Annotated in this window: 1 protein-coding gene and 1 pseudogene; both read left to right on the top strand. The window is 71.7% G+C overall.

Features of this window, described 5'->3' with window-relative positions:
* The coding region (locus tag IA22_RS36290; protein WP_157840985.1) for an RICIN domain-containing protein at positions 1 to 112 on the top strand (112 nt) is incomplete at its 5' end.
* Positions 109 to 315: pseudogene (locus tag IA22_RS0133800) on the top strand (chitinase); the annotation flags it as partial. The gene IA22_RS36290 and the pseudogene IA22_RS0133800, both read left to right, overlap by 4 nt.

The raw sequence follows: 315 nt of genomic DNA, 5'->3' as shown, positions 1-315 counted from the left end.
GCAGGCCGACAAGTGTCTGGACGTGTCGGGTGGCAGCAGTGCGAACAGCACGCGGCTGCAGATCTGGACGTGCACCGGCGCCGCCAACCAGAAGTGGACGGTAACCCGGTGACGGCGGGACCGCCGGTGCGGGGTGTCCTGGCCGCACTGGCCGTGACCGCCACGCTCCTCACGGGGCTGTCCGCGGCTCCCGCGAGCGCCGCCGCCACTGCCACCGGCCCCATCACGGGTCTGGCGGGGAAGTGTGTGGATGTGGCCGGGGGTGCGGTGGCGAACGGTACGGCGGTGCAGTTGTACGACTGCAACGGTACGGCC

The organism is Kitasatospora papulosa (assembly GCF_000717245.1).
Lineage (GTDB): Bacteria > Actinomycetota > Actinomycetes > Streptomycetales > Streptomycetaceae > Streptomyces > Streptomyces papulosus.
Note: the sequence above shows the minus strand (reverse complement) of the source record. Positions and strands in the feature narration are given on the sequence as shown.